The organism is Pseudomonas allii (genome assembly GCF_055380095.1).
The window spans coordinates 1,890,098-1,907,939 of the sequence record NZ_AP039450.1 but is presented as its reverse complement, the minus strand read 5'-3'; the positions used below and the strand labels follow the sequence as shown (position 1 = coordinate 1,907,939).

18 protein-coding genes are annotated in these 17,842 nt (G+C 60.4%); 10 read left to right on the top strand and 8 right to left on the bottom strand.

The window, feature by feature from the left end; all coding sequences use genetic code 11:
• Positions 1-25: 25 nt before the first annotated feature.
• On the bottom strand, positions 26-418 hold the full coding sequence (gene msrB, locus ACZ445_RS08665; RefSeq protein WP_464708212.1) for a peptide-methionine (R)-S-oxide reductase MsrB: 393 nt from the start codon (positions 416-418) through the stop codon (positions 26-28).
• Between the two features lie 202 nt (positions 419-620).
• Between msrB and ACZ445_RS08660 the strand changes: the two genes are divergently transcribed.
• Together ACZ445_RS08660 and htpX are read left to right on the top strand one after the other, a co-directional pair.
• On the top strand, positions 621-1,832 hold the full coding sequence (locus ACZ445_RS08660; RefSeq protein ID WP_025857865.1) for a pyridoxal phosphate-dependent aminotransferase: 1,212 nt from the start codon (positions 621-623) through the stop codon (positions 1,830-1,832).
• A gap of 304 nt (positions 1,833-2,136) precedes the next feature.
• A complete protein-coding gene (gene htpX, locus ACZ445_RS08655; RefSeq protein WP_058427954.1) occupies positions 2,137-3,024 on the top strand; it encodes a protease HtpX in 888 nt (295 codons plus the stop codon).
• Between the two features lie 149 nt (positions 3,025-3,173).
• Here the strand turns inward: htpX and ACZ445_RS08650 are convergent, their stop codons facing one another.
• Positions 3,174-3,830, bottom strand: coding sequence for a thiopurine S-methyltransferase (locus tag ACZ445_RS08650; protein ID WP_464705042.1), 657 nt, complete (start codon positions 3,828-3,830; stop codon positions 3,174-3,176).
• Positions 3,831-3,933: 103 nt separating this feature from the next.
• Here ACZ445_RS08650 and ACZ445_RS08645 point away from each other — a divergent pair, with 103 nt between their 5' ends.
• A complete protein-coding gene (locus ACZ445_RS08645; protein WP_058427956.1) occupies positions 3,934-4,701 on the top strand; it encodes a DODA-type extradiol aromatic ring-opening family dioxygenase in 768 nt (255 codons plus the stop codon).
• Between the two features lie 79 nt (positions 4,702-4,780).
• Here ACZ445_RS08645 and ACZ445_RS08640 read toward each other — a convergent pair whose 3' ends face one another.
• Together ACZ445_RS08640 and ACZ445_RS08635 are read right to left on the bottom strand one after the other, a co-directional pair.
• Complete coding sequence (locus ACZ445_RS08640) at positions 4,781-5,644, bottom strand: hypothetical protein (protein ID WP_235595033.1); 864 nt, start codon at positions 5,642-5,644, stop codon at positions 4,781-4,783.
• A 447-nt stretch (positions 5,645-6,091) separates the two neighbouring features.
• Positions 6,092-7,765 carry a DEAD/DEAH box helicase gene (locus ACZ445_RS08635; RefSeq protein WP_058427958.1) on the bottom strand — a complete coding sequence of 558 codons (1,674 nt, stop codon included), beginning with the start codon at positions 7,763-7,765 and terminating at the stop codon, positions 6,092-6,094.
• A 423-nt stretch (positions 7,766-8,188) separates the two neighbouring features.
• Between ACZ445_RS08635 and ACZ445_RS08630 the strand changes: the two genes are divergently transcribed.
• Positions 8,189-8,980, top strand: a complete 792-nt coding sequence (locus tag ACZ445_RS08630; protein WP_058427959.1) for a crotonase/enoyl-CoA hydratase family protein — start codon at positions 8,189-8,191, stop codon at positions 8,978-8,980.
• A 120-nt stretch (positions 8,981-9,100) separates the two neighbouring features.
• Here ACZ445_RS08630 and ACZ445_RS08625 read toward each other — a convergent pair whose 3' ends face one another.
• The gene (locus ACZ445_RS08625; RefSeq protein ID WP_058427960.1) at positions 9,101-9,856 is read right to left on the bottom strand and encodes a spermidine synthase; all 756 of its coding nucleotides are present in this window, start codon (positions 9,854-9,856) and stop codon (positions 9,101-9,103) included.
• A 124-nt stretch (positions 9,857-9,980) separates the two neighbouring features.
• Here ACZ445_RS08625 and ACZ445_RS08620 point away from each other — a divergent pair, with 124 nt between their 5' ends.
• A complete protein-coding gene (locus ACZ445_RS08620) occupies positions 9,981-11,327 on the top strand; it encodes a class II 3-deoxy-7-phosphoheptulonate synthase (protein ID WP_464708211.1) in 1,347 nt (448 codons plus the stop codon).
• A gap of 102 nt (positions 11,328-11,429) precedes the next feature.
• On the opposite strand, the gene ACZ445_RS08615 is transcribed toward ACZ445_RS08620, so the two are convergent.
• Both ACZ445_RS08615 and ACZ445_RS08610 read right to left on the bottom strand, forming a co-directional pair.
• Positions 11,430-12,659: a winged helix-turn-helix domain-containing protein gene (locus ACZ445_RS08615; protein WP_058427962.1), complete on the bottom strand. Its 1,230-nt coding sequence runs from the start codon at positions 12,657-12,659 to the stop codon at positions 11,430-11,432.
• 45 nt (positions 12,660-12,704) lie between these two features.
• Entirely contained in the window at positions 12,705-12,911 is a 207-nt protein-coding gene (locus ACZ445_RS08610; RefSeq protein ID WP_058427963.1) for a DUF1127 domain-containing protein, read from the bottom strand.
• 70 nt (positions 12,912-12,981) lie between these two features.
• Here ACZ445_RS08610 and ACZ445_RS08605 point away from each other — a divergent pair, with 70 nt between their 5' ends.
• Positions 12,982-13,863, top strand: coding sequence for a LysR family transcriptional regulator (locus ACZ445_RS08605; protein ID WP_058427964.1), 882 nt, complete (start codon positions 12,982-12,984; stop codon positions 13,861-13,863).
• Here ACZ445_RS08605 and ACZ445_RS08600 read toward each other — a convergent pair.
• A complete protein-coding gene (locus ACZ445_RS08600) occupies positions 13,853-14,602 on the bottom strand; it encodes a sulfite exporter TauE/SafE family protein (RefSeq protein WP_058427965.1) in 750 nt (249 codons plus the stop codon). The two genes, ACZ445_RS08605 and ACZ445_RS08600, sit on opposite strands and share 11 nt — an antisense overlap.
• Positions 14,603-14,711: 109 nt before the next feature.
• On the opposite strand from ACZ445_RS08600, the gene ACZ445_RS08595 reads away from it, so the two are divergent.
• From ACZ445_RS08595 to ACZ445_RS08580, 4 genes are all read left to right on the top strand, one after another.
• Positions 14,712-15,662 carry a LysR family transcriptional regulator gene (locus ACZ445_RS08595; protein ID WP_058427966.1) on the top strand — a complete coding sequence of 317 codons (951 nt, stop codon included), beginning with the start codon at positions 14,712-14,714 and terminating at the stop codon, positions 15,660-15,662.
• An 80-nt stretch (positions 15,663-15,742) separates the two neighbouring features.
• The gene (locus tag ACZ445_RS08590; RefSeq protein ID WP_058427967.1) at positions 15,743-16,195 is read left to right on the top strand and encodes a MarR family winged helix-turn-helix transcriptional regulator; all 453 of its coding nucleotides are present in this window, start codon (positions 15,743-15,745) and stop codon (positions 16,193-16,195) included.
• Positions 16,196-16,336: 141 nt separating this feature from the next.
• Positions 16,337-16,756 carry an organic hydroperoxide resistance protein gene (locus ACZ445_RS08585; protein ID WP_010176159.1) on the top strand — a complete coding sequence of 140 codons (420 nt, stop codon included), beginning with the start codon at positions 16,337-16,339 and terminating at the stop codon, positions 16,754-16,756.
• A gap of 27 nt (positions 16,757-16,783) precedes the next feature.
• A complete protein-coding gene (locus ACZ445_RS08580; protein WP_058427968.1) occupies positions 16,784-17,800 on the top strand; it encodes an alpha/beta hydrolase in 1,017 nt (338 codons plus the stop codon).
• The last annotated feature ends 42 nt before the right edge of the window (positions 17,801-17,842 follow it).

Here is a 17,842-nt window from a genome sequence, read left to right as displayed (position 1 = left end):
CCTACAGGGTGCCGCGCCGTTCAATTCAACGCGGGACGAGGTCCAGGCACACCGAGTTGATGCAATAACGCAAGCCGGTCGGAGGCGGGCCGTCCGGGAACACGTGCCCCAGGTGCGCATCGCATTTGGCGCAGGTGACTTCGGTGCGGATCATGCCGTGGCTGACGTCACGGATCTCGATCATCGCGCTGTCGGCGATCGGCTCGTAGAAGCTGGGCCAGCCACAACCGGCATCGAACTTGGTGCTGGAATCGAACAGCGGTTCGTTGCAGCAAATGCAGTGGTACACGCCATCCGTGGTGGTGGCGTTGTACTTGCCGGAGAACGCGCGCTCAGTGCCCTTCAGTCGACACACCTGATATTGCGCGGGGTCGAGCATTTCCCGCCATTCCTCCAGCGTTTTCTCCAACTTTTCCATCGGTACACCTCGGCAACTGAAAAAGCCTGATCTGTGTCTTTTCCATGGATCAGGCGGCACGTATGATTGCGCCTCTTCAAAACGCCAGTCTGGCACCCGCGCTACCGGCATTCAAACGTATTTATGGGTGCGGCCTTCGCAGGATTCACAGTACGGTAGTGCCCACACCGTCTGGATCGTTCATTTTCAGGATCACATCGCCATGCAGGTCAGCAAATCGAACAAGCTCGCCAACGTCTGCTACGACATTCGCGGCCCAGTGCTCAAGCACGCCAAACGCCTGGAAGAGGAAGGCCATCGCATCCTCAAGCTGAACATTGGCAACCCGGCGCCCTTTGGTTTCGAAGCGCCGGACGAAATCCTCCAGGACGTGATCCGCAACCTGCCCACTGCCCAAGGCTACAGCGACTCCAAAGGCCTGTTCAGTGCGCGCAAGGCCGTGATGCAGTACTACCAGCAGAAGCAGGTCGAAGGTGTCGGCATCGAGGACATCTATCTGGGCAACGGCGTGTCCGAACTGATCGTGATGTCCATGCAGGCCCTGCTCAACAATGGCGACGAAGTACTGGTACCAGCGCCGGACTACCCGCTGTGGACCGCCGCCGTGACCCTGGCCGGTGGCCACCCGGTGCACTACCTGTGTGACGAAGGCGCCGACTGGTTCCCGGACCTGGCCGACATCAAGGCCAAGATCACCCCGAACACCAAGGCCCTTGTGATCATCAACCCGAACAACCCGACCGGCGCCGTGTATTCCAGGGAAGTGCTGCTGGGCATGCTCGAACTGGCACGCCAGCACAATCTGGTGGTGTTCTCCGACGAGATCTACGACAAGATCCTCTACGATGACGCCGTGCACGTATGCACTGCCTCCCTGGCGCCCGACCTGCTGTGCCTGACCTTCAACGGCCTGTCCAAGTCCTACCGCGTGGCGGGTTTCCGTTCCGGCTGGATCGCCATCTCCGGTCCCAAGCACAACGCCCAGAGTTATATCGAAGGCATCGACATGCTGGCCAACATGCGCCTGTGTGCCAACGTGCCAAGCCAGCACGCCATCCAGACCGCCCTGGGCGGCTACCAGAGCATCAATGACCTGGTCCTGCCCCAAGGCCGCCTGCTGGAACAGCGCAACCGCACGTGGGAATTGCTCAATGCGATCCCGGGCGTCAGCTGCGTAAAACCCATGGGTGCGCTGTATGCGTTCCCGCGGATCGACCCCAAGGTATGCCCGATCCTCAACGACGAAAAGTTCGTGCTCGACCTGCTGCTGTCGGAAAAGCTGCTGGTGGTGCAAGGCACCGCGTTCAACTGGCCGTGGCCGGATCACTTCCGCGTGGTCACGTTGCCGCGTGTGGATGACCTGGACATGGCCATCGGTCGTATCGGCAACTTCCTAAAGTCCTATCGCCAGTAAAGGAAACGGCGCCGTACGACCGACAATCGGTCGTACGGCGAGTATCTGGCAACACTTCTCTGCCCCTCTTCTACCTTGCCACCTCGCTGGCGCCGCAAAAGCCACCTGCCCCCTATAATTAAAGGGCCTGAAGGCAACAATGGACCGATCAAACCACCTTTTTCCTATCGGAAATTCCCTTCAAGCCTCTACATTCCGGCTGTAGGACACAGTTTGAAATAGTCGCTCGGTTGAATCACCCCATGCGGCACCTTATATACCCCGCAGTACGCGACATATTAAGCATGAGGAGAACTCTACAACCATGATGCGCATCCTGCTGTTCTTGGCCACTAACCTTGCGGTCGTGCTGATTGCCAGCATCACCTTGAGCCTTTTCGGCTTCAACGGGTTCATGGCGGCCAACGGGGTTGACCTGAACCTCAATCAGCTGCTGGTTTTCTGTGCGGTCTTTGGTTTTGCCGGCTCGCTGTTCTCGCTGTTCATCTCCAAGTGGATGGCGAAGATGAGCACCAGCACCCAGGTCATCACCCAGCCACGTACCCGGCATGAGCAATGGTTGCTGCAGACCGTCGAGGAGTTGTCGCGCGAGGCCGGCATCAAGATGCCTGAAGTCGGGATCTTCCCGGCCTATGAAGCCAACGCCTTTGCCACCGGCTGGAACAAGAACGACGCACTCGTTGCGGTCAGCCAGGGCATGCTGGAACGCTTCTCCTACGACGAAGTGAAAGCCGTGCTGGCCCACGAGATCGGTCACGTGGCCAACGGCGACATGGTCACCCTGGCGCTGGTCCAGGGTGTGGTGAACACCTTCGTGATGTTCTTCGCGCGGATCATCGGCAACTTTGTCGACAAGGTCATCTTCAAGAACGAAGGCGGCCGCGGCATTGCCTACTTCGTGGCGACCATCTTCGCCGAACTGGTGCTGGGTTTCCTGGCCAGCGCGATCACCATGTGGTTTTCGCGCAAACGGGAGTTCCGTGCAGACGAAGCCGGGGCACGCCTGGCCGGTACCGGGGCAATGATCGCAGCGCTGCAACACCTGCGCTCCGAACAAGGCTTGCCGGTGCATATGCCGGACAGCCTGACCGCCTTCGGCATCAACGGCGGTATCAAGCAAGGCATGGCTCGCCTGTTCATGAGCCACCCGCCGCTGGAAGAACGGATCGACGCACTGCGTCGTCGGGGCTGACAGGCCACAGCAATACAAAAAAGGGGCGATCTGATCGCCCCTTTTTTTGCAAGTCTGAAGGCCTCATCGGGGGCAAGCCCCCTCCCAAACTTAAAGGTTTTCACAGATCAAAATGTGGGAGGGGGCTTGCCCCGATAGCGATGGAAAATTCAGCGCCTGGTCAACTGATATACCCGTTCATCCAGCCGCGTGACGCCGTCCTGCACGAACTTCCAGCTCTCGCCCAGGATGTTTTGTTCTTCCAGCACCTCCAAGGCCCAGTGCGCACCCAGCAACACCTTCACCTCGTCATCCGTTACTGCAAACGGTGGTCCGGCTTTTTGCGTCTGGTCGTAATCGAGGGTGATCAACAGCCCCTCGCAACCTGGACGCAACAGACTGTTCAGATGCTCGGCATACCGCACACGCATCAGCGGCGGCAAGGCGATAAGGGCGGCGCGGTCATAAAGCGCAGCGCAATCGGCCAGCGCCTCAGCATCAAGGGCGAAGAAGTCGCCACACCACACCTCGATCAAGCCCGCCTGATACACCGCAAAGGTGCCCCGTTGCGCGATACGGGGCACAAGGCCCTGTTCGTCGAAAAACGCCTCGACCGCCTGCTCCGACAGCTCCACACCCAATACTCGCAGCCCCTGGCTGGCCAGCCACATCAAGTCCAGGCTTTTGCCACACAAGGGCACCAACACCTGCGCGCCCTCGGCCAGGGCCAGTTGCGGCCAATGTCGTTGTAGATACGGATTGACCTTGGGTTGGTGAAAGCCGATCTGGTTGCTTGCCCAGCGGTCTTGCCAAAATTTAGGCTCCATAGATCACCCTGAAAATTCGATCAAAAGGCACTAAAACTTATATTAGATTTAGATCAATGACCTGGTTGAAGATGGGCCCATACTAACGCTCAGGACCCTCCTTATGTTGCCCAGCCTGTTTATCTCCCACGGTTCGCCCATGCTCGCCCTGCAACCCGGCGCCAGCGGCCCGGCGCTGCAACGGCTAGCGGCCGAACTGCCACGGCCCCAGGCAATCGTGGTGGTATCGGCGCATTGGGAAAGCCATGAACTCCTCGTCGGCAGCAGCGCCGCGCCCGAAACCTGGCACGACTTCGGCGGCTTCCCCCGCGAGCTGTTTGCCGTGCAGTACCCGGCACCGGGTGACCCGCAACTGGCCGCTGAGATTGTCGAGTTGTTTAAGGCCGACGGCTTGAATGCACGCACCGATGACCGTCGCCCCTTCGACCATGGCACCTGGGTGCCGCTGTCACTGATGTACCCGGCGGCAGATATCCCGGTGGTGCAGGTGTCGTTGCCCAGTCGCATGGGGCCTGCCCTGCAGACCCGCGTCGGGCATGCCCTTGCCAGCCTGCGCGAGCACGACGTGCTGCTGATCGGCTCGGGCAGCATCACCCACAACCTGGGCGAGTTGGACTGGCGTGCGGGGCCTGAGAGCATCGAGCCTTGGGCGCGAGACTTCCGGGACTGGGTGGTCGATAAGCTGGCCGCCGACGATGAAAAGGCGCTGCACGACTACCGCCGCCAGGCGCCGAATGCCGTGCGCAGCCATCCCAGTGATGAGCACCTGTTGCCGTTATACTTTGCACGTGGCGCCGGTGGTGATTTCAGCATCGCGCACCAAGGTTTCACCCTTGGCGCGCTAGGCATGGATATCTACCGCTTCGGCTAACAGCGCCCATCGCAGGAATGGGACAGTCCCCAGGTGATAGGCACTAATGCGCTAGCCCGGCAACTACCCAGTCCGCGGCCTAGGCCTTCTTCTCATAACCCACTCCTTTAAAAGAGAAGTGGATTTCCTTTCCGACACCCGAGTCTTTGGTAATCTGCTGGGTACCTACCATCGAGTTCTTATACCTACCGTATAAACCGGTACTGTTGATTCCGCCCACTTTAACAGCGCCCTTATCGTCTGTAGTAAAGGGCGCTGAAAAACTGCCGGTCGTTGGAGCAATCTGTGAACTTTTGTTTATCTTTGCGCCATAGTGTTCGACAAACCCAATATCTCTACCGGCCAGCGCAACCCTTCTGTCGACATAAAGATCTTTGACGTGCTGTTTGGCACCCAGATTATCCGGATCCGTGACATCCTGAATATAAGCGCTCAACTTCTGGGGATTTTCAGGGTCTCGCACTATCGTCAGGTTATACTTATGCCCAAACTTGAAATCGACCAATGTGCTATTGCTGGCACCCTTTCCCCCATCAAACTCAGCACGACCCTGTGGCGCTTTGAAATGCGGACCGTGGCCAGAAAACACCACCAGCGCTTTGCCATCCCCACGTGGCTGCAGCCCTATATAGCCACGGCCGAGAGGCTTACCACTGTCGTCATTGAGTCCAAACATCATCGCGTAATAAATACCCGCATCCTTGCCTGTCTTTCTTTGAAGGCCTTCATCAATACTCATTGGAAACGTAATGTTGTTTAACCCAGGTGATGGTGCGGGAAGTGAGTAACTCACACCATACAGCCCATTCGGTACTGTGGCTTCTTTCTTGATTTCAAGTTTTGGATCGCTCACCTTATCAAGCACCGAGTTATGACTTGTAATCGTTGATGGTACAGCGCCTGGGGATATTTCTCTTTTTAGGCGCGCTGGTGCATCACTCAATAGGCTAGCCCTCCCTGACGACGAAAGACTATTTTCATCTTCGTGGACGTGATCAACACGTGGCTCGTCCTTCCTATTAACGGACGGTTGCACGGGAGGATGAATATCAGGCTCAGGAATTCTTGATGGGGGACGGAGTGTGTTATTGGTGCGCATATCAGCTGCTGCCTTTTTCTAGTGAGTTCAATCATCACTCAACAGTAGTGACTCACTTATAAGCAGGCTGTCAGACAGGTCACTCATGCGCTCGGAATTTACTTAAACCTGATTTGATCATTACCTGACAACGAAAACCGACCTTTCTAAACTGTGTCACCAGGGTAAGCCTCATATGAAGCACTACCCCACCACGCGAGCAGCCCTTGCGCACCTACCGAACGCCAGCCAAAAAAAATCCCCGAACCAGTCGGGGATTTTTTATGTGCGATCAATCAGCCCAAGGGCGGATCAATCTTCGCGGTAGCGACGCAGTTTCAACTGCTTACCCGCAACGCGAGTGTCTTTCAGCTTGGTCAGCAGTTTTTCCAGACCGTCTTCCGGCAGCTCCACCAGGGAGAAGCTGTCACGGACCTGGATACGACCGATGGCTTCACGTGCCAGGCCACCCTCATTGAGGATAGCGCCCAGCAGGTTCTTGGCCGCGATGCCATCACGCGCGCCCAGCGCGGTACGGCAACGCGCACGGCCTTCAGCCAATGGAACCGGAGCACGACGCTCACGATCACCACGGTCTGGACGGTCGCCGGAACGCTCTGGACGATCACCGCGTGGCGCGCTGTTCGGCACCAGTGGGCGTTCTTTCTCGATGGCAGCCAGGGTCAGGGCCTGACCGTTGGTTGCCTTGCGCAGCAGGGCTGCAGCCAGGGCACGCGGGGTGCAACCGATATCGGCGGTCAGGCGGTCCAGCAGGTCGCCGTGGGTCGATTCAGCGTCAGCCACCAGTGGCGCCAGGCTGTTGGTCAGTTTCTTGATGCGGGCATCGAGAACTGCCTGGGCATCCGGCAGGCGCACTTCAGCGACTTTCTGACCGGTCACACGCTCGATCACTTGCAGCATGCGGCGCTCACGCGGAGTCACCAGCAGCAGTGCACGACCTTCGCGACCGGCACGGCCGGTACGGCCGATACGGTGCACGTAGGACTCTGGGTCGTACGGCATGTCAACGTTGAACACGTGGGTGATACGTGGAACGTCGAGGCCACGGGCAGCAACGTCGGTCGCTACAACGATGTCCAGGCGGCCATCCTTGAGGGAGTCGATCACGCGCTCACGCTGGTTCTGGGCGATGTCACCGTTCAGCGCAGCGGCTTTGTAGCCTTTGGCTTCCAGGGCACTGGCCAGGTCCAGGGTCGCTTGCTTGGTGCGCACGAACATGATCAGGGCGTCGAAGTCTTCGACTTCCAGCAGGCTCAATACAGCCGAGGTCTTCTGGTCAGCGTGAACCAACAGGTGAGCCTGTTCGATCGCGGTAACGGTCTGGGTCTTGGTCTGGATCTTCACGTGTTGCGGATCGCGCAGGTGGCGCTCGGCAATAGCACGGATCGACTGCGGCAGGGTGGCCGAGAACAGTACGGTCTGACGGGTCGGTGGCAGTGCCTTGAAGATGACTTCGAGGTCATCCATGAAGCCCAGCTTCAACATTTCGTCAGCTTCGTCCAGAACCAGGTGGTTCACGGTCGACAGGACTTTCTCGTCACGACGCAGGTGGTCGCACAGGCGGCCCGGGGTGGCGACAACGATCTGTGCGCCATTGCGGATTGCCTTGAGTTGCGGGCCCATAGGCGCGCCGCCGTAAACGGCCACAACGGTGACGCCTGGCATTTGCTTGGCGTAGGTTTCAAAAGCGGTTGCTACTTGCAGCGCCAACTCACGAGTTGGCGCCAGGATCAGGGCTTGCGGTTCGCGCTTGGCAGGATCGATGCAATGCAGGATAGGCAGGGCGAACGCGGCGGTTTTACCGGTACCGGTTTGCGCCTGGCCAATCATGTCCTGGCCGGCCATGATGATCGGGATCGATTGCTGCTGAATCGCCGAAGGTTCTTCGTAGCCGGTCGCTGCGACGGCTGCAAGAATATTCGGGTTAAGATTAAAAGCGGCGAAGCCGCCGGTTTCCTGGGTCATGGGTCTGCCTCTAAGTGCATCCGCAAAGACCCATGCTCCAAAGCTGCGCATGCCGTGTTGAGACTCAAGAGTCGCCCTGGCTGCTTTGTCGGCGGGGATTTGCGAAAACGAATGAATGAAAAAGATTCGTCAAGGGAGAGTCCGCTGTGCGGACGTGCAGCCGAAGCTGACTTCGGGGAATTGCGCTACCTAAACGCGGCCCGGTTAAAGGCCGGCGCGCACTATACCGGAAATAGCTGAAAAAGGGAGCTTTTTTTATCGTAAGGCACCGATAAACCGCGCTGCATCACAGTCTTTGCAGATAACACCGCCAGGGTCTATTTTTCAGAGGCCCGGCCCTGCTGGTCATAACGCTTAAACGGTTCACCTGACCTTTGCGGTCCTTTGGTCCGAAACCTTTCCCCGCGCCCGAGGGCACACTCGATGAATCAAGCCAGCAGCAGCCGCGTCAGCCGTGAACTCCAGGGTCATGTCTTGCTTCTGGGTCTGGACCGGGTGGCAAAACGCAACGCGTTCGACCTCGACCTGCTCAATGAGCTGAGCCTGGCGTATGGCGAATTTGATCGAAATGACGACGCTCGGGTGGCCGTGGTATTTGCCCATGGCGACCACTTTACCGCCGGGCTGGACCTGGCCAATGTCAGCGGCGTGATGGCCGGTGGCTGGCAGCCGCCTCTGGGCGGTTGTGATCCGTGGGGCGTGTTTGCCGGCCCGCGCGTGAGCAAACCGGTGATCGTCGCGGCCCAGGGCTACTGCCTGACCATCGGGATAGAGTTGATGCTGGCCGCAGATATCAACCTCTGTGCAAGCAACACGCGCTTTGCGCAGATGGAAGTGCAGCGTGGCATCTTTCCGTTCGGCGGCGCGACGCTGCGCCTTCATCAGATCGCCGGCTGGGGCAACGCGATGCGCTGGCTGCTCACCGGCGACGAATTCGATGCCCATGAAGCCCTGCGCCTGGGCCTGGTGCAGGAAGTCATGGCCAGCGAAGACTTGCTGCCCCGCGCCGTCGAACTGGCCAACCGCATTGCGCGCCAGGCACCGCTGGGCGTGCAGGCGACGTTGATGTCGGCACGGCTGGCGCGGATGGAAGGCGAGACCGTGGCGGCCGCCGCATTACAGCCGATGGTGGATAAACTGCTCAATAGCGAGGATGCCAAGGAAGGGGTGCTGGCGATGGTGGAGAAGCGGCCAGGGGTGTTCAAAGGTATTTAGTCGTCGTCAGTGGTGGCCTCTTCGCGGGCAAGCCCGCTCCCACAGGGGAATGCATTTCAACAGGGGAATGCAGTCCAAATGTGGGAGCGGGCTTGCCCGCGAAAGGGCCAGTTCAGGCAATCAAGTAGCCGGCCGGATCGCCTTGATCAACGCCTGCAACGAATACCCCAGGCGTGGCACCAATGCCTCGGCACGCGCCGTCAACGCTTGCATATCCAGCTTCTGATCCAACTCCGAAGGCACCAGCAAGATCACGTTGCCCTCCTTCACCGGCAGCTCCCAATAATGCCGGTGATACAACCCGCGCAACAATGCCGCGCCCAATGGCTTGCCATCATCGGTGGCCCATTGGTTGATCACCAGCCAACCGCCAGGGTTGAGTTTCTTCTGGCAGTTCTCTAGGAAGGTCCACGCCAGATGCCCGACGCCGGGACCCACATCGGTATAGAGGTCGACGAAAATCAGGTCGGCCGACTCGGCGGTCTCCAGCAATTGCAATGCGTCGCCAATGCGGATGTACAGCCGCGGGTCGTCATCCAGCCCAAGGAACTCAATGGCCAGGCGCGGCACATCGGGGCGCAGTTCGATAGCCTCCACATCTTCCAGCGGCAGGAACTTGAGGCACGCCTGGGTCAGCGTGCCGGCGCCCAGGCCGAGGAACAGCGCGCTCTCCGGCTGTTCATGACACAACGCGCCAATCAGCATCGCACGGGTGTAGTCGTACTCCAGCCAGCTAGGATCAGCGGTGAACACGCAGCTTTGCTCGATGGCGTCGCCAAACTCGAGAAAACGGTAATCGGCCACTTCGAGCACACGGATCATGCCGAAATCATCATGGACTTCGGCCAGCAGGCGCTCGACACGCTCCTCGGTCATCACTACTCCTAACGGGTTTGCTGCACGGCAAAGGCGCGATTGTCGGCCAACCGACGGCAACAGGTCACGCACTAATTGCTGATAACATTGGCGCCCCACCGTCAATCAGCCAATCGAGTTCATGATGAGCCAACCCTGGAGCCCCGACAGCTGGCGCGCCCTGCCGATCCAGCAACAACCCCGGTACCCGGACGCTGCACACTTGCTGCAAGTGGAGCAGAACCTGGCCAGCTACCCGCCACTGGTGTTTGCCGGGGAGGCCCGCGAGTTGCGCCGCCAGTTTGCCGAGGTGACCCAGGGTCGCGCATTCCTGCTGCAAGGCGGCGATTGCGCCGAGAGCTTTGCCGAGTTCTCCGCCGCAAAAATCCGCGACACGTTCAAAGTGCTGCTGCAGATGGCCATCGTGATGACCTTCGCCGCCGGCTGCCCGGTGGTCAAGGTCGGGCGCATGGCGGGCCAGTTCGCCAAGCCGCGTTCGGCCAACGATGAAACCATCGACGGCATCACCCTGCCCGCCTACCGTGGCGACATCGTCAATGGCATCGGTTTCGACGAAAAAAGCCGCGTGCCGGACCCGGACCGCCTGCTGCAGTCCTACCACCAGTCCACTGCCACCCTGAACCTGCTGCGCGCCTTTGCCCAGGGCGGTTTTGCCGACCTGCACCAGGTGCACAAGTGGAACCTGGATTTCATCGCCAACTCCGCGCTGGCCGAGAAGTACAGCCAGTTGGCCGACCGCATCGACGAAACCCTGGCCTTCATGCGCGCGTGCGGCATGGACAGCTCGCCGCAATTGCGCGAGACCAGCTTCTTCACCGCCCATGAAGCGCTGCTGCTTAACTACGAACAAGCCTTCGTACGCCGCGACAGCCTGACCAACGACTACTACGATTGTTCGGCGCACATGCTGTGGATCGGCGACCGCACCCGCCAACTGGACGGCGCCCACGTCGAGTTCCTGCGCGGGGTGAACAACCCGATCGGGGTCAAGGTCGGGCCGAGCATGAACCCGGATGACCTGATCCGCCTGATCGATATCCTCAACCCGGACAACGATCCCGGCCGCCTCAACCTGATCGCGCGCATGGGCGCCGGCAAGGTCGGCGATCACCTGCCCCACCTGATTCGTGCCGTGCAGCGCGAGGGCAAGCAGGTGCTGTGGAGCTCGGACCCGATGCACGGCAACACCATCAAGGCCAGCAGCGGCTACAAGACCCGCGACTTTGCGCAGATCCTGGGCGAGGTGAAGGAGTTCTTCCAGGTGCACCAGGCCGAAGGCACCTATGCGGGCGGGATCCATATCGAGATGACCGGGCAAAACGTCACCGAATGCATCGGCGGCGCGCGGCCGATCACCGAGGATGGCTTGTCGGACCGTTATCACACCCACTGCGACCCACGCATGAATGCCGATCAGTCGCTGGAGTTGGCGTTTCTGATTGCCGAGACCTTGAAGCAAGTCAAACGCTGAGTTTTCAGTTGCCTTCAGGGCCTCATCGGGGGCAAGCCCCCTCCCACACTTGAATGTATTCACAGATCAAAATGTGGGAGGGGGCTTGCCCCCGATGGGGCCCTAAAGACCACCCCCCATGCTGATCATCGCCGCCCGCAACCGCTCGGCGCTCGGTCTTTGGCAATTGAGTTGAACTTGTTCCAGCCCCAGCCAACCGGCCATTTGCCGCAGGTTCTGCGCCAGCGCCAACATCCCTTCCTCATCCAACCCCGGCTCTTCTTCGTGCACCGCATGCACCGCCAGGCGCCCATTGGCGCGTTCGGCGCGCAGGTCGACGCGCGCGGTGATCCGCTCGTTGTGCAGGAACGGCAGCACGTAGTAGCCGTACACCCGCTTGTCCTGCGGAGTATAAATCTCCAGCCGGTAACGGAAGTCGAACAACCGCTCGGTGCGGCTGCGCTCCCAGACCAGCGAATCAAACGGCGACAGCAAGGCACTGGCCGGCACTTTGCGCGGCACCTTGGGATCGGGCAGGCAATACGCCGCTTGTTTCCAGCCTTGCACCTGGCACGTCACCAGTTGACCGTCCTCCACCAATTCAGCGAGGCGAGTGCGACTGTCGGCTGGGTCCAGGCGGAAATAATCGCGCAGGTCCTTCTCGGTGCCCACGCCCAATGCCGTGGCGCTGTGCAGCAATAAGCCGCGCTGGGCCTCGGTTTCAGTCACAGAGGTTTGAAGGATATCGCCGGGAATGACCCGCTCCGGCAAATCATAGAGCCGCTCGAACCCGCGCCGACCGGCGACCGTGACCAGGCCAGCGGCAAACAGCCATTCCAGCGCGTGCTTTTCGTCGCTCCAGTCCCACCACGGCCCGGCGCGCTCCTCGCGGGTCGACAAGCTGCCGGCACCCAACGCGCCCTGTTGCTCGACGGTCTGCAAAACCCGCTGAATCGTGGCCTGTTGCTCACGCCCAAAACGTGCCATTTGCGAATAAATGCCCCGCCCTTGCCTGGCCCGCTCCATGCGCCAGCGCATCAACGGGTACAGGGCCATCGGTAACAGCGATGCCTCATGCCCCCAATATTCGAACAACGAACGCCGCCGCCCCTGGCTCCAGGCGGCCTGTTCAAGTATCAGCGGCGAGTAGTTGCCCAGGCGGGAAAACAGCGGCAGGTAATGGGAGCGCACCACGGCATTGACCGAATCGATCTGCAACACGCCCAGGCGCTCGATCATGCGGTTGAGGTGCGCAGCCTTGATCAGTGCAGGCGCCTGGCGCACGGAAAAACCCTGGGCCGCCAGCGCCATGCGTCGAGCTTGCTTGAGTGAAAAAGACAGGTCGGCGGGCATGGGTTTCTCCGTGGGGGCTCGCCGACTACCCTACTGCATCCGCGATCATTTTCGCAGCGGGTCTTGCCAGAAATGCAGGTGACGCTCCTGTTCCACATCGCCGCGATTGAGGCCGATGTCCTTGAGCGCATCATCACTCAAGGTCGCCAGCATCTGGCGCTCCTCATGCAGCGTCTGCCAACGGGCAATCTTGTGAAACAGCCCGGCAAACGGACGTTTCGCCATTAATACAAAACCTCTTTGACCTTTCATCTTCTCGCCCTCCAGTGGGGATGGCGCAAGTGTGTGCCTGGCCTTATGATCAATCCAACGAATGTTTCTTATGCAATGCATCTCGGAGATTGATCAATTGTCCGGCTACCCGAGCATCGACACTGAAGTGCTGCGCACCTTCGTCGCCATCGCTGACGAGGGCGGCTTTACCCGCGCCGGCGAACGGGTCAACCGCACACAATCGGCGGTGAGCATGCAGATGAAACGCCTGGAAGAAGACGTATTGCAGCGCAAGTTGTTCGAACGCGATGGCCGGCAGGTGCGGCTGACGCCCGAGGGCCAGGTTTTGCTGGGCTATGCGCGGCGCATCCTGAAACTGCACAGCGAAGTGTTCAACACCCTGCGCGAGCCGCACATGGTCGGGCTGGTGCGCATCGGCACGCCGGACGACTACGTGATGCGTTTCCTGCCAGGCATCCTCAATCGGTTTTCCAAGGCATATCCGCTGATCCAGATCGAGATGCACTGCGAGGCGTCGACGGTGTTGATGCAGCGCCGGGACCTGGCGCTGACCGTTATCAGCCGCGAACCCGGCAACGAAATCGGCGAGTTGCTGCGCACCGAGCGCATGGTGTGGGTGGCGGCGCCGTGCTTCTGTGTGGACGAACACGACGCACTGCCGCTGGCGATTTCCGGGGTCGACAGCTTCTGCACCCAGTGGACCCGTGCGGCACTGGACGCCGTGGGGCGTGACTACCGACTGGCCTACCACAGTTCCAACGTGGCGGCGATTCAGGCCGTGGTGAGTTCCGGCCTGGCGGTGATGGTCAGCATGGAAAGCCTGGTGACCGACGATCTGCGGGTGCTCGGCAGCGAAGAAGGTTTTCCGCCGCTGCCATCGATGACGCTTCGATTGCTACGCAACCCGGCGATGACCTCCCCCATCACCGACTGCCTGGCGGAGTACATCCTCGAAGGATTCAAACTTTAAACGTCAGCATCACCGCGCACACCACCAGGAAGCCGCAGAACAGGCCGCGCAGCACGCGTTCCGGCAATGCATGGGCGACCTTCACGCCCCAACTGATGCTGAGCAGGCCGCCAACGGCCAACGGCACGCCGATCATCCAGTCCACTTCCTGGTGCCACGCATAAGTCACCAAGGTCACGCCGGTGCTCGGCAATGCCAAGGCCAGGGACAAACCTTGGGCAACCACCTGGGTTGTGCCGAATAAGCTGGTCAACACCGGCGTTGCGACCACTGCCCCGCCAACGCCAAACAAACCGCCCATGGACCCGGAGGCGGCACCCAGCACCCCAAGCCATGGCCAGGAATAACGCATCTGCGCCGTCGGCGGCGCGTTACGGGTGAACATGCGCAGCAGGTTGTAGGCGGATAGCGTCAACAGGAAGGCGATAAAACCGATGCGCATCGCACCCGCATCCAGCCCCACTGCCCAGATCGAACCCAGCCAGGCAAACGTGAACCCCATGACGCCGAGCGGCAGCGCATGGCGCAGTTCGATACGGTTGCGCTGGTGATAACGCCACAGCGCCAGCATCACATTGGGCACCACCATCACCAGCGCGGTGCCTTGGGCCAGTTGCTGGTCCAGTCCGAATAGCACGCCCAGCACCGGGATCGCAATCAACCCACCGCCAATGCCAAACAGGCCGCCCACCGTGCCGAGGGCCGCGCCCAAGATCAGGTACATCACTAAATCCAACACCGCTCGTTACTCCGCAATCCCAGGCCTTGCATGCTACGCAGTCGGCTCTGGCGCGGAAACGCACAGCAACGCACAATGGCTGTGCCAATCTCGCATAAGCATCTGCTCAATGAACCCCAATACCCTGACCGATCAACTGAGCCTGTTTCTTGATGTACTGGAAACCGGCAGTTTTTCCGCCGCTGCACGCCGCCATCCGCTGACACCCTCGGCAGTGGCCCGGCGGATCGACAGCCTGGAAAGCTCGGTAGGCAGTCGCTTGTTCCAACGCAGCACCCACGCCGTGGTGCCGACTCCGGCGGGCCTGGCCTTTGCCGAGCGGGCGCGGCGGATTGTCAGCGAGCTGCAACTGGCGCGCGCCGAAGCGGTGTCCCTCAGCCATGCGCCGGAAGGCCTGATCCGGGTGGATGCGCCGGCAGCGTTTGGGCGACGGCATCTGGCGCCGGTGATTGCGGACTTTCTGAATGTCTACCCGGGGCTGGATGTGCACCTGCATTTGATCGACAGCTTTGTGGATATGCAGGGCGCGCACCTGGGCAAGGTGGACCTGGTGCTGCGCGCCGGGCACCTTGTGGACACGCGGTTGATCGCCACGCCCTTGGCAAGCATCGTGCGCATCGCGTGCGCCAGCCCGGCCTATCTGAAAAGCCGGGGCACGCCGATCCACCCTCGGGAACTGAGCGAACATGACGGGTTGGACTGGGATGGCCTGGCGCCGACGTTCGCCTGGCGCTTCGAGCTGGATGGGCGCCGCGCCACCTATCGACCGCAGCGAATCCGTATGAGCGCCAATAACGCTGAAGCCTTGTTGTCTGGTGCTTTGGCAGGACTGGGTATAGCTCACCTGCCCACGTGGCTGGCCAGCGAATACCTGGTGCGCGGCGAACTGCTGCCCTTGTTCTGCGAAGACGGCCTGCCCAGCCCCGAGACCACCGGAATCTACGCGCTGCGCCTGGAACAGCAACCCAATGCCCGCAGCCGATTGCTGCTGGAATATCTGAAGTCCCGCTTCAGCCCGGTGCCGCCTTGGGACCTGGCGCTACAGAGTGGCTTGGTCTGACCGCTCGGACAGAATTATCTGGCGCATTAAAGATTTGCCCGCTAGATTCCAGTTCAGACATGCTTTTTCGAGGTACCGCCATGAGCAAGAACCCTGATCCGTGCGAATCGCTGATGCTGGACAACCAGCTGTGCTTCGCCCTGCACTCCACCTCGCTGCTGATGACCAAGGTCTACAAGCCATTGCTGCAAGCACTTGGCCTGACCTACCCGCAGTACCTGGCCATGATGGTGTTGTGGGAAGAGGATGGTTTGACCGTCGGCGAAATCAGCAGCCGCCTGCTGACCGATCCGGGTTCGCTCACCCCATTGCTCAAGCGCCTGGAAGCCGAAGGTGTACTCAGCCGCACCCGCAGCCGCGAGGATGAACGCGTGGTGGTGGTGGAGTTGACCGACGCAGGGCGGGCGTTGCAGGACAAGGCCATGGGCATTCCCCAGTGCATCCTGGGTGCCAGCGGCCTGGAGCTGGAGCAACTGCGCAAGCTACAAGCTGATTTGATTGCACTGCGCAGCAACTTGCAGAACGCAATTTAGAACGCCCCTCCCACATCGGTTTTAGCTACACGAAAATATTTTATAAATTTATCTTGCGCGCAAAACATTAGCGCTATACATTCGCCTCACCAACTGTTTAGCGCGCAAACATTTAGCGCTAAAAACCAAGAGGAAAACACCATGCAAACGCTCTACACCGCAGTAGCCACCGCCACCGGCGGCCGTGATGGTCGTGCTGTTTCCAGCGACAACATTCTCGACGTCAAACTCTCCACCCCTAAAGAACTGGGCGGTGCCGGCGGCCAGGCCACCAACCCCGAACAACTGTTCGCTGCCGGCTACTCGGCCTGCTTCATCGGCGCCCTGAAATTCGTCGCCAGCCAGACCAAACGCAAAATCCCGGATGACGCGTCGATCACCGCCCACGTTGGTATCGGCCAGATCCCCGGCGGTTTCGGCCTGGACATCGACCTGCACATCAGCCTGCCAGGCCTGGCCCAGGACGACGCGCAAAGCCTGGTCGACGCCGCTCACCAAGTCTGCCCGTACTCCAACGCCACCCGTGGCAACGTCGATGTACGCCTGCACGTGACCGTCTAAATGCCTCGGCCGCCCCTGGAGAAAGCAATGAACACAATTGGTAAAGCGCTCACCGGCACCCTGCTCGCCTTGTCCATCACCCACGCCTTTGCGGCGACCGGTGATGTCGAGCACAACACCCAGGCCTTCCTGGATGTGTTGAACGCAGGCACCGGTAAACCGATGGAACAACTGACGCCCAAGGACGCCCGTGCCGTACTGACCGGCGCCCAGGCCGGTGTGAAGCTGACCTTGCCCAAGGCGGATGTGAGCCAGAAGACCATCCAGGTCGACGGCAAGCCGCTGGACCTGACCATCGTGCGGCCAGCCGGGATCAAGGGCACATTGCCTGTGTTCATGTTCTTCCACGGTGGCGGCTGGGTGCTGGGGGATTACCCGACCCATGAGCGCCTGGTGCGAGATCTTGTGGTGGGTTCGGGAGCAGTGGCGGTATTCGTCAACTACACGCCTTCACCGGAAGCGCATTACCCGGTGGCGATCAACCAGGCCTACGGCGCCACGAAGTGGGTGGCCGAGCATGGCAAAGAGATCAATGTCGATGGCAACCGCCTGGCGGTCGCGGGCAACAGCGTCGGCGGCAACATGGCGGCAGTGGTCAGCCTGATGGCCAAGGACAAGGGCACGCCGGCGATCAAGTTCCAATTGTTGCTATGGCCGGTCACCGACGCCAATTTCGACACCGCGTCCTACAACCAGTACGCCGAAGGGCACTTCCTGACGCGCAACATGATGAAGTGGTTCTGGGACAACTACACCACCGACGCCAACCAGCGCGCCGAGATCTACGCCTCGCCGCTACGGGCCACCACCGACCAGCTCAAAGGCTTGCCGCCTGCGCTGATCCAGACAGCCGGCGCCGATGTGTTGCGTGACGAAGGCGAAGCCTACGCTCGCAAACTGGACCAGGCGGGTGTACCGGTGACGGCGGTGCGCTACAACGGCATGATCCACGACTACGGTTTGCTCAACGTGGTCAGCCAGGTGCCGGCCGTACGCTCCGCACTGCTTCAGGCCTCTGACGAGCTGAAGCAACACTTGAAGTAAAAAGCAGCGCCCACGAAAAAGCCCGACACATGGTCGGGCTTT